The 10,833-nt window shown below is 65.8% G+C and carries 10 protein-coding genes and 1 pseudogene; 4 read left to right on the top strand and 7 right to left on the bottom strand.

Annotation, left to right across the window (positions count from 1 at the left end):
* Window positions 1–389 (bottom strand): annotated as a pseudogene (locus tag RT028_RS18010) (DUF459 domain-containing protein); the annotation flags it as partial.
* On the bottom strand, window positions 376–1,779 hold the full coding sequence (locus RT028_RS18005; RefSeq protein WP_312936498.1) for an MBOAT family O-acyltransferase: 1,404 nt from the start codon (window positions 1,777–1,779) through the stop codon (window positions 376–378). The gene RT028_RS18005 and the pseudogene RT028_RS18010, both read right to left, overlap by 14 nt.
* A 243-nt stretch (window positions 1,780–2,022) precedes the next feature.
* On the opposite strand from RT028_RS18005, the gene RT028_RS18000 reads away from it, so the two are divergent.
* The 4 genes from RT028_RS18000 (at window position 2,023) to RT028_RS17985 (ending at window position 7,335) form a co-directional block, all read left to right on the top strand.
* Window positions 2,023–2,265 (top strand): exodeoxyribonuclease VII small subunit, encoded by a 243-nt coding sequence (locus RT028_RS18000; RefSeq protein WP_312936496.1) that lies wholly within the window; start codon window positions 2,023–2,025, stop codon window positions 2,263–2,265.
* Window positions 2,262–3,149, top strand: a complete 888-nt coding sequence (locus RT028_RS17995) for a farnesyl diphosphate synthase (RefSeq protein ID WP_312936494.1) — start codon at window positions 2,262–2,264, stop codon at window positions 3,147–3,149. The genes RT028_RS18000 and RT028_RS17995 overlap by 4 nt, the downstream gene beginning before the upstream one ends.
* 275 nt (window positions 3,150–3,424) lie before the next feature.
* On the top strand, window positions 3,425–5,320 hold the full coding sequence (gene dxs / locus RT028_RS17990; RefSeq protein WP_312936493.1) for a 1-deoxy-D-xylulose-5-phosphate synthase: 1,896 nt from the start codon (window positions 3,425–3,427) through the stop codon (window positions 5,318–5,320).
* A gap of 140 nt (window positions 5,321–5,460) precedes the next feature.
* A complete protein-coding gene (locus RT028_RS17985; RefSeq protein ID WP_312936491.1) occupies window positions 5,461–7,335 on the top strand; it encodes a TonB-dependent receptor plug domain-containing protein in 1,875 nt (624 codons plus the stop codon).
* Here RT028_RS17985 and RT028_RS17980 read toward each other — a convergent pair.
* The 5 genes from RT028_RS17980 to RT028_RS17960 form a co-directional block, all read right to left on the bottom strand.
* The gene (locus RT028_RS17980) at window positions 7,313–8,125 is read right to left on the bottom strand and encodes a cobalamin-binding protein (RefSeq protein WP_312936489.1); all 813 of its coding nucleotides are present in this window, start codon (window positions 8,123–8,125) and stop codon (window positions 7,313–7,315) included. The two genes, RT028_RS17985 and RT028_RS17980, sit on opposite strands and share 23 nt — an antisense overlap.
* Before the next feature lie 146 nt (window positions 8,126–8,271).
* Window positions 8,272–8,889, bottom strand: a complete 618-nt coding sequence (gene ribA / locus RT028_RS17975) for a GTP cyclohydrolase II (RefSeq protein WP_312936487.1) — start codon at window positions 8,887–8,889, stop codon at window positions 8,272–8,274.
* Window positions 8,890–8,980: 91 nt separating this feature from the next.
* Complete coding sequence (locus RT028_RS17970) at window positions 8,981–9,715, bottom strand: substrate-binding periplasmic protein (protein WP_409567297.1); 735 nt, start codon at window positions 9,713–9,715, stop codon at window positions 8,981–8,983.
* A gap of 146 nt (window positions 9,716–9,861) precedes the next feature.
* Complete coding sequence (locus RT028_RS17965; protein ID WP_312936485.1) at window positions 9,862–10,374, bottom strand: phosphatidylglycerophosphatase A; 513 nt, start codon at window positions 10,372–10,374, stop codon at window positions 9,862–9,864.
* Window positions 10,371–10,833: thiamine-phosphate kinase (locus tag RT028_RS17960; protein WP_312936483.1), on the bottom strand; the 463-nt coding region annotated here is incomplete at its 5' end. The genes RT028_RS17965 and RT028_RS17960, both read right to left, overlap by 4 nt.

The raw sequence follows: 10,833 nt of genomic DNA, 5'->3' as shown, positions 1-10,833 counted from the left end.
GACTCAGGCGCCGATGCCGGGCCGGTGGCCGGCAGGGTGACACCCGGCGGCGGCACAGACGCTGGCGGCGTTGTGACATCCACTGTCACCACTGGCAGCGTCGGCGGCAGCTCGACCGGCACCGGGCCCTGCACCCCCTGCACGCGCTGCGTCAGGCTGGCGACGAAATGGTCGCGACCCTCGGCCAGTGCAGCACTGAAGCTACCCCCGGCGCGCCACAGCGATGATTGCGCCAGCCCCGGCACCTCGCAGCTCTGGTGGTACTTCTGCTGGCAGTACAGGGTGATCGAATCCTGGTTGAGCCAGAGCAGCAAGGCACTCACCAGGAGCATGGCGTAGAGGGTCCGGGCGACGCCGAAGGTGACCTGGCGTTGATCAGAAGCTGGCATAGATGAACCCCGGCACACCCGATTGCGACGCGAAGATCACCAGCGCAATGAACAGCCCCAGGGGCACCGGGTAGAGCTGCCACGGCAGACGCTGGCTGGCGCCGAACCCCTGGCGCAGCATCGCCAGCCACTGCGGGTAGGTCGCGACGAACAGCACGAAGGCCAGGAGCAGTGCGCCGGTGCTGGAATCAAGACCGGAGAAGGTGATGTGCGTGAGCCCGGTGAGCATGTCCCAGGCATCGTCGAGCGTGGCACAACGGAAGAAAATCCACGCCAGGGCCGCATAGTGGAAGGTCAGCAGCCGCGCCAGCACGCCTGCACCGGGCAGCCTGGAGAACCCCCACGCCTGTGGCCGGATCAGCTTGTACAGCACCAGCCCCACGCCGTGCAGGCCACCCCAGACGATGAAATTGAGGCTCGCACCGTGCCACAGGCCGGACACCAGCATGGCCAGCAGCAGGTTCAGGTTGCCTCGCGCTACACCGTGCCGATTGCCCCCGAGCGGGATGTACACGTAGTCGCGAATGAAGCGCGACAGGCTGATGTGCCAACGCTCCCAGAATTCCTTGAGGTTGTGGGCAGCGTAAGGGGCATTGAAGTTGTCGGGCAGGCGATAGCCGAGCAGCAAGGCGATGCCGGTGACCAGATCGGTGTAACCGCTGAAGTTGAAATAGATGAGAAAGCTATAGGCATACACGCTGAGCAGAATCTGCTCAGCGCTGAAACTGCCGGGCGTGGCGAATACCGGATCGACCCACAGGCTGCCCAGCCAGGCGCTGAAGAAGAACAGCTTGGCAATCGCCAGGGCGATGAGCCCCAGCGCCCGCTGCGGTTCCAGCACCTCGCGGCGCTGGGCCGGGCGAATCTGCCCGAGCAGATGGTTGGCGCGGTTGACCGGCCCGGCAATCACGCTGGGGAAGAACGCCAGGTACAGGGCCAGGTCCAGCGGCGCTGCGGGCGCCAGCTCACGGCGATGGATCGACACCAGGTAGCTGACCGAATGAAAGGCATAGAACGACAGCCCGATCGGCACCAGCAGTTCCAGCACCGGCAGCGAAATCGACAGCCCAAGGTCAGCGAGCACCGCGTGCGTGCTTTCGGCCAGGAAGGTCTGGTACTTGAACAGGTAGAACGCCCCCAGCACCAGGATCAGCAGCAGCACGGGATTGAACCAGCGCCCCGGGTAGCGACCGGCCAGCAGCCCCAGCAGATACACCAGCGCGCTGTAGCCCAACAGGGTGTAGAGCGACGCCAGGCCGAAGCTGGCGACCAGGGCATAGCTGGTCACCAGCAGCAACGCATTCTGCAAGCGAGGCCAGGCGCCCAGGGCCCAATAGAGCACGAAAAAGAGGATGAAGCAGAGGCCGAATTCGATCGAAAGGAAGCTCACAACGCAGTCCGTTACGTGACATCGAGAGGGAGGGAAAAGCGGGCGCCCAGGCGCAGGCCAGAGCGCGCGGGAGTATGGCAGAGGCCAGAAATGCTCACAACAAAGCCGAATCTGAAAAATCAATAGGAAAGCAGATCATCCCGCGTGTGAAAGTGCGACAAAGTATGACGTCCCGCCATTTGCTAGCCCTGCCGCGCTCTGCTAGTGTCCCGCCGTTATAGACAAAGCCTCGAGAATGTCGCCATGGCCCGTAAGAAAACTTCCATCGATTTCGAACAGTCCCTCGCTGACCTGCAAACCTTGGTCGAGCGTCTGGAGAACGAAGAGCTGTCGCTGGAAGACTCGCTGGCGGCCTTCGAAAAGGGCATCAGCCTGACCCGCGAGTGCCAGGACGCGCTGGCCCAGGCTGAACAGAAAGTGCAGATTCTGCTGGAGCGCGATGGCGAGCTGAAAGCGCGCCCGTTCGACCCGGAGCCCGAAGCATGATCGCGGCTTACCAGGCCACCAGCCAGGCGCGCGTCGATGCCGCTCTGGCCCCCATGTTCACCGCCCCCTCGCCCGAACTGCAGCGCCTTTATGCCGCCATGCGCTACAGCGTGATGAACGGTGGCAAGCGCGTGCGACCGCTGCTGGCCTATGCCGCCTGTGAAGCCCTGGGCGCGTCGGCGGAGCTGGCCAATGGTGCGGCCTGCGCGGTCGAGCTGATCCATGCCTATTCCCTGGTGCACGATGACCTGCCCGCCATGGACGACGACGACCTGCGCCGCGGCCAGCCGACCACCCACAAAGCCTTCGACGAAGCCTGCGCCATCCTCGCCGGCGACGGCCTGCAGAGCCTGGCCTTTGGCGCCCTGCTCGACCCGCGCCTGAGCCCGCAGAGCGAAGCCATTCGCCTGAGCATGGTGCAGACGCTGGCGCACGCCGCCGGCCCGGCCGGCATGGTCGGCGGTCAGGCCATCGACCTGGGTTCGGTCGGGCTCAAGCTCGACGCGCAGGCGCTGGCGTTCATGCACCGGCACAAGACCGGTGCACTGATCGAAGCCAGTGTGCGCCTGGGCGCCCTGGCCAGCAGCCAGGCCACGCCGGAACAACTGAGCGCACTGCAAACCTACGCCCGCGCCGTGGGCCTGGCCTTTCAGGTGCAGGACGACATTCTCGATGTGGAAAGCGATACCGCCACCCTGGGCAAGCGCCAAGGCGCGGACATCGCCCGTGACAAACCCACCTACCCTGCGCTGCTCGGCCTCGAGGCCGCCAAGGCGTTTGCGATCGAACTGCGCGACCAGGCGCTGGTCGCAGTGGAAGGGTTCGGCGAACGTGGTGAGCCACTGCGTGCGCTGGCCCGCTACATCGTCGAACGGCGTCACTGAGAGTCGCCAAGCCGGCGGCAGTACGCGCCGAGCACGGTGCGAGTGACTGCCCGTGCGAGTCAGGCGCGGCGACAGCGCCGCACGCCTGCGGCCGGGCTCAACACCGCGTCACCGAGCCAGCGGGCTGTTTACCGCGTATCTACACCCTTCGGGCGACCTGCCAGCCCGTTGATACCCTTGGCCTGCGTTAGCGGTTCAGCGGTGCCCTGTCCATGGGCAGCTTTTCCTCCAATGGGGTAAACTGCCGCGTCTTCAAACCAATAACGACTCGCCTGATGCCCACGACGTTTCAAGAGATTCCCCGCGAACGCCCGGTCACGCCGTTGCTCGACCGCGCTGATACGCCTGCCGGCCTGCGCCGTCTGGCCGAAGCCGACCTGGAGACCCTGGCCGACGAGTTGCGCCAGGAGCTGCTTTACACCGTGGGCCAGACCGGGGGGCACTTCGGCGCCGGCTTGGGCGTCATCGAACTGACGATTGCCCTGCACTACGTCTTCGATACCCCCGACGACCGCCTGGTGTGGGACGTCGGCCATCAGGCCTATCCGCACAAGATCCTCACTGGCCGTCGCCAGCGCATGCGTAGCCTGCGTCAGAAAGACGGCCTGGCGGCCTTTCCGCGGCGCGCGGAAAGCGAGTACGACACCTTTGGCGTCGGCCACTCCAGCACCTCGATCAGCGCCGCGCTGGGCATGGCCATCGCCGCCCGCCTGCAGAACGAGGCACGCAAGTCGATTGCCGTGATCGGCGACGGTGCCCTCACCGCCGGCATGGCCTTCGAGGCGCTGAACCATGCGCCGGAAGTGGGCGCCGACATGCTGGTGATCCTCAACGACAACGACATGTCGATCTCGCGCAATGTCGGCGGCTTGTCCAATTACCTCGCCAAGATTCTCTCCAGCCGCACCTACGCCAGCATGCGCGAGGGCAGCAAGAAAGTGCTGTCACGCCTGCCGGGGGCCTGGGAAATTGCCCGCCGCACCGAGGAATACGCCAAGGGCATGCTGGTGCCGGGCACGCTGTTCGAGGAACTGGGCTGGAACTATATCGGCCCCATCGACGGCCATGACCTGCCCACCCTGATCGCCACCCTGCGCAACATGCGCGACCTCAAGGGCCCGCAGTTCCTGCACGTGGTCACCAAGAAGGGCAAGGGCTTCGCGCCGGCCGAGGTAGACCCGATCGTCTACCACGCCATTACCAAGCTCGAACCGGTCGACCAGCCAGCGGCGCCCAAGGCCGTCACCGGCCCCAAATATTCCAGCGTGTTCGGCCAGTGGCTGTGCGACATGGCCGAGGCTGATCCGCGCCTGGTCGGCGTGACCCCGGCAATGAAGGAAGGCTCGGACCTGGTGGCGTTCAGCGAGCGCTTCCCCGAACGCTATTTCGACGTGGCGATTGCCGAGCAGCACGCGGTCACCTTCGCCGCTGGCATGGCCTGCGAGGGCAGCAAGCCGGTGGTGGCGATCTACTCCACCTTCCTGCAACGGGCCTATGACCAGCTGATTCACGATGTGGCAGTGCAGAACCTCGACGTGCTGTTCGCCATCGACCGCGCAGGGCTGGTCGGCGAAGACGGCCCGACCCACGCCGGCAGTTTCGATCTGTCCTACCTGCGCTGCATCCCCGGCATGCTGGTGATGACGCCAAGCGATGAAAACGAGCTGCGCGCGATGCTCACCACCGGGCACCTGTACAACGGCCCGGCTGCAGTGCGCTACCCGCGTGGCACCGGCCCGAACGCGCCGATCGACCCAGCGCTGCTGCCACTGGAAATCGGCAAGGGCGTGCTCCGGCGCCAGGGCCGTCACGTTGCCCTGCTGGTGTTCGGTGTGCAACTGGCCGAGGCCATGCAGGTGGCCGAGACGCTGGATGCCACCGTGGTCGACATGCGCTTCGTCAAGCCGCTGGACGAAGCCCTGGTGCTGGAACTGGCTGCCAGCCACGACCTGTTCGTCACCCTCGAAGAAAACGCCGTCATGGGCGGTGCAGGCTCTGCCGTTGGCGAGTTGCTGGCGAGCGAAGGGGTGCTCAAGTCGCTGCTGCAACTGGGCTTGCCGGACACCTACGTCGAGCATGCCAAGCCGTCGCAAATGCTGGCCGAGTGCGGCCTGGATGCGGCCGGCATCGAAACGGCCATCCGCGCACGGATGAGCAAGCTGGGGCGCTAACGCATCCCCGAGGGTAACGGGCGCTGCCCTCAGGCCCTCGCCTGGCATCTCGCTATCGCGCCGAGTCGGCGCTTGAACCGCCCTCTTCGGAGGGCGATCGACCGTGAGTGGCACGGACCGCCCCATGGAATGGATCTCCCATGAAAAGCCCTGTCTTCACCACCCTGCTCTGCCTGCCCAGCGCCTTGCTGGCCGGCGAACCTGAACGCAACGAAGCGCTGAAACTCGACGAGGTGGTGATCACCGCCAGCCGTCTGGTCGAGTCGCGCAGCGCCAGCAGTGCCGCCAGCAGTGTCTTCACCCGAGCCGACATCGACCGCCTGCAACCTTCGGGCATCACCGACCTGCTCAGCCGTGTGCCCGGTGTACAGGTTGCGCCCACCGGTGGACGCAGCAGCGTGCCGGGTATCTTCATCCGCGGCACCAAGACCGCGCAGGCGCTGGTGCTGGTCGATGGCGTGCGCATCGCCAACGCGACCTCGGGCGACAGCGGCCTGCAGTTTCTCGATGTCGAGCAGATCGAACGGGTGGAGGTCCTGCGTGGGTCGCGCTCGGCGGTGTATGGCAGCGATGCCATTGGCGGGGTGATCCAGATCTTCACCCGGCGCAGCAGCGGCGCTGGGCTGCAGCCACGCCTGCACCTGGCCGCTGGCAGCCAGCACACCTGGCAACGCAGCCTGGGGTTGTCCGGGGGTGACCACGCCACCCGCTTCAACCTCGGCACCAGCCTCGACGAGACCGCCGGCATCGATGCCACCGGCCCCTCGTTCCCCAGCGATGGCGACCACGAGGCCTACCGCAACCGCTCGCTGAACCTGAGCCTCAGCCACACGTTCAACGAACGCTTCGAGGCCGGCCTGAACCTGTTGAACAGTCAGGGCCGCAGCGAGTACGACAACCCCTACGGCCGCTTCGACCCGGTGAGTTTCCAGAGCTTCGGGCAGAAGCCGTATACCGATTTCACCGTCAGCAGCCTGGGCAGCTACCTCGACGCTCAACTGAGCGAGCGCTGGAACAGCCGACTCGAGCTCAGTCACAGTGAGAATCGCAGCGAAGTCCGCGACACGCTCAGCGCCGAGCGCTCGGCGTTCAACACCTACCGTGACCAGCTGACCTGGCAGAACACCCTGGGCCTGAGCGACCAGCACAGCCTGCTGCTGGGTGCCGATGCCTACCAGGACCGTGTCCACGCCAGCGAGGCGCTGGACGAAGACAGCCGCTGGAACCGCGCCGCCTTCCTTCAGCACCGCTTCACGGGCGAACGGTTCTCGACCGAGCTTGGCGTGCGCCGCGACCAGAACCAGCAGTACGGCGGCCAGACCAGCTGGAGTGCCGCGCTCACGGTGCCGTTGAACCAGGCCAACGACGTGTTGGTGTCCTACAGCGAAGGGTTTCGCGCGCCGACCTTCAATGACCTGTACTACCCCCTCTTCAGCAACCCCGACCTCAAGCCTGAGCGCTCCAGAAGCGTCGAGCTGCAGTGGCGCAGCCAGCTCACCGACAGCAGCCGCCTGGAAGCCTCGCTGTACCGCACCGAACTGCGTGACGCGATCATCTTTCAGGGCTTGCAACCGGAGAACGTTGCCGCTGCGCGGATCAATGGCTTCGAGCTGGGCCTGGATCAGCGCTGGGGGGCCTGGCGCAGCCAGGTCGGCCTGGCGTTGATCGATCCACGGGATCGCGACAGCGGCCACACCCTGGCGCGCCGTGCACGGCGCACGTTGAGCGTCGACCTCGACCGGCAGTTCGATGCGTTCAGCCTGGGCGGCAGTTGGCAGGCCGTGAGCAGCAGCTTCGACCTCGAAGACAACCGTGAACGGCTCGCCGGCTACGGTGTGCTGGGGCTGCGTGGGCAGTGGACAGTCAGCGATGCGCTCAGCCTGCAGCTCAAGCTCGACAACGTGCTCGACAAACGCTACAGCCGCGCGCTGTATCAATATGACGGCGCCAGCTACGGCTATCGCGAGGAAGGCCGCACCTGGCTGCTGAGCGCTACCTGGACGCCGGCGCTGTAGCGTTCAGCGCGGCGCACAGGCGCGCGGTGGCTTCGATCATCTGGCCACTGGGCCGCTCGAGGCCCTTGTCGGGCACCGCCAGCACCCGCCCGGCCGCGACAGCGCTGAGCTGTGGCCAGGCCTGCCAGGCGGCGCGCTGGCCTGGCTCACTCAGCAGAATCACCTGTGGATCGCGTTGCAGCACCGACTCGACGCTGATCAGAGGCGCCGGCTGCGGCAGGTCGGCAAACACATTGCGAGCCCCGCACACGGTCAGCGCATCGCTGATGATCTGCCTGCCGCCCACGGTGTACAGCGGAGCATCCCAGACCTGATAGAACACCTGCAGTGGCGGAATGCGATGGTACTCCTCGCGAAGGGCTCGCAAGCGCTGGCGCAGCGCGCTGGCCTGGCGTTCACCCTCCTCGGCACGGCCCAGTCGTATGGCGAGGGCCTGGATCTGTTCGATGAGCTGGTCGAGGGTGTGCGGATCACTGCTGAAGCTGGCGATGCCCAGGCGCTTGAGCTGCGCCCGTTGCGCGGCCGGTACCGCGCCGGGCCAGAGCAGCAACAGGTCAGGCTGGAGGCTGAGCAGACGCTCGACGTCGAGTTGGCCGTAGCGGCCCACCGAAGGCAGGTCACGCAAGGACGGGGGCCGCTCGGGGCCGTCGAGCAGACCGACCAGCAGATCTTCGGCGTGCAGTTCGAGCATGAGCTCGGTCATCGACGGCGCCAGGCTCACCACGCGCAGGCGCTGTTCGGCCTGCACGCCCCATGCGCAGACGATCAACAGCCAGAGCAGGCAACGCACTCAGCAGCGGCCTTCGGCTACCCAGCTCAGGGCGGTGGGGAGCGTCTCGGAGCGAAACGCGCAGCCGGTGCAGGCTGGGCAGTCCCGGCGGCGGTCGACGCCGCCGGGCTGAGTACAGAAGGCGTGGGTACAGCCTGCTGAAACGCTCACGCCTGGGGCACTTCGCCCTGATGCTCGTTGCCCATCATGTGGCCGAGCTTGCCTGCCTTGGTGGCCAGGTAATGCACGTTGTGCGGATTCTGCCCGGTGTGCAGCGGCACGCGTTCGGCGACGGCGACGTTCATGCCGGTGAGTGCCTTGACCTTGCGCGGGTTGTTGGTCATCAGGCGCAGCGAGGTGACGCCCAGGTGCTCGAGCATCGGCTGGCACATGGCGTAGTCACGCTGGTCGGCGGCAAAGCCCAGGCGCTCGTTGGCCTCGACGGTGTCAGCGCCACCGTCTTGCAGTTCGTACGCACGGATCTTGTTCAGCAGGCCGATGCCGCGCCCTTCCTGACGCAGATACAGCAGCACACCCCGGCCTTCCTGGGCAATCGCCTGCAGCGCGGCGTTGAGCTGTGAGCCACAGTCGCAACGCTGGCTGAACAGCGCGTCCCCCGTCAGGCATTCAGAATGCAGACGCCCCAGTACCGGCTGACCATTGGCAATGTCACCCAGGCTGAGCGCGACGTGTTCACGGCCCGTGGCCTCGTCGAGAAAGCCGTGCAGGGTGAAGGTTGCAAAAGGCGTCGGGAGTTTAGAGGCGGCAACAAAGACGACGGGCACGTTGTGCTCCTGATTGGTAACTTGAGGTTTCACATTGGCGCGATTGTACCAGCACACCCGGCACCTGTGCGCAGGCCGAGACCAGGCGCGTCTACTGCGGCTGGCTCTGCGGGGTAAAGGGATACGGTTGCTTCCACTGTTCGAAGATCGGCTTCAGCTCGCCGCTGCGCACCAGTTGCGCCATGCGCTGATCGAACAGTTCGCACAGCGTTCGGCCGCTCTCGTTATTGGCGAATGCCAGGTACAGCGGCAGTTCGGCAATGTGGGTTCGGCGCAAGCGTTGCGGCTGGGGTGATTGGCCGAGCACGAAATCGACCTCGGTGAGCGCGTCGATGTAGAAGTCCACGCGGTCGTGTTCGAGCATGGGCAGAATGCCTTGGCGGCGCTGCACCTCGCGGCCGTTCTTCACGTTGGGCAGATAACGGTCGTAGTCGTAGCCACGCACCCAGGCCAGCCGATAGGTGCCGATGTTCTCGGCGGTGGGCACGGGGCTGCTGGACAGGCCCAGGGCATAGATGTGGTCCATGTCGAAGTGCCAGCGCGGGTAAAGGTTTTCGGGATCTTCCTGCTTGTAGGAGCCGACCCAGGCATCGGCTTCACCGCGTTTGACCAGGCCCACCGCCCGGCTGTAAGGCGCACTCTGCACCCGCACCTTGACCCCTGCCGGCTCGAACACCTTGCGCAACACGTCCCAGGCCAGCCCTGAGCCATCGGCCTCGGTATAGGCTTGCCACTGTTCGCTGACCAGCCGCACCTGCGCAGGCGGCGCGGCCACCGCAAGGCCTGCGCCGAACATCAGCAGGACCGCCAGCCATGCAGTTTTCATCAGCTTCGACTCCATTCTCAAAGGGGGCCAACCAAGGTGCAGCAGGCTGGAAAACAGCCTGGAAACGCGCTTTTGCTCAGGTAATGTCGAGCACCACCCGGAGGGTGTAACTGCCGTCTATGCAGTGCACCGTCTCACGACCGCTGCTACGAGGCCTGGGCAACCATCCACACCAGCGCCTGTACGCCAGACCAGGCGAAAACACCCGCCAGAATGTCGTCGAGCATGATACCCAGCCCACCGGGCACGTGCTTGTCGATCCAACTGATGGGCCAGGGCTTGAGAATATCGAAAAAGCGGAAAAGCACGAACCCTGTCAGCAACCACTGCCAGCCCGCCGGCGCCAGCCACAAGGTGATCCAGATGCCGACGATTTCATCCCAGACGATACCCTCGTGATCATGCACCCGCAGGTCCCGGGCAACCTTGCCGCACAGCCAGATGCCGAACAGCATGCTCACCAGCAACATGAGCCCGTAGCCCCAGGCGGGCAACAGCCACCACAGCGGCATGAACGGCAAGGCCACCAGCGAGCCCCAGGTCCCCGGGGCCCTGGGCAGGGTGCCCGTGCCAAAGCCAAAGGCGATGAAGTGCCACGGAGTACGCCAGACCGATGGCGGTACGAACGCCGCCGGCACCTGATGCGAGTAGTCGGTCACGGGGTCTCCGAAAAATGCTGGTAGCCGCGTTGGCTGGGCGTGACGTCGCGGCCCTCGGCATCGCGCACGGTAACGCCCTGCCCCGCAAGCACCCGGCCAATGACGTGAAAGGCTGTCGAACTGCACTGCAACGCGGCGAGCTGGCCAGGGGGCAAGGTGAAGGCGAGGACGTAGTCGTCGCCGCCATTGAGCGCGGTCTGTTGCGCGGCATCCTGCCCCAGCAGGGCGACCAGCGCGACGGAGACCGGGACGTGCGCCAGGTCGATCTCCAGCGCGACCGCCGACGCCTTGGCAATGTGGCCACAGTCGGCGAGCAGGCCGTCGGAGATGTCCAGCGCAGCGCTGGCCCGCCCACGCAGCTGCTGGCCGAGACTGAACTGCGGCATGGGCGACCAGTAATGCGCCAGCAGCGGCTGCGCGATGTCGTGCGCCACGTGGCGGGTGCCCAGCACCAACGGC

This window comes from Pseudomonas sp. (genome assembly GCF_032058845.1).
In the GTDB taxonomy this organism is placed as follows: Bacteria; Pseudomonadota; Gammaproteobacteria; order Pseudomonadales; family Pseudomonadaceae; genus Aquipseudomonas.
This window is presented reverse-complemented; position numbering and strand designations above follow the sequence as displayed.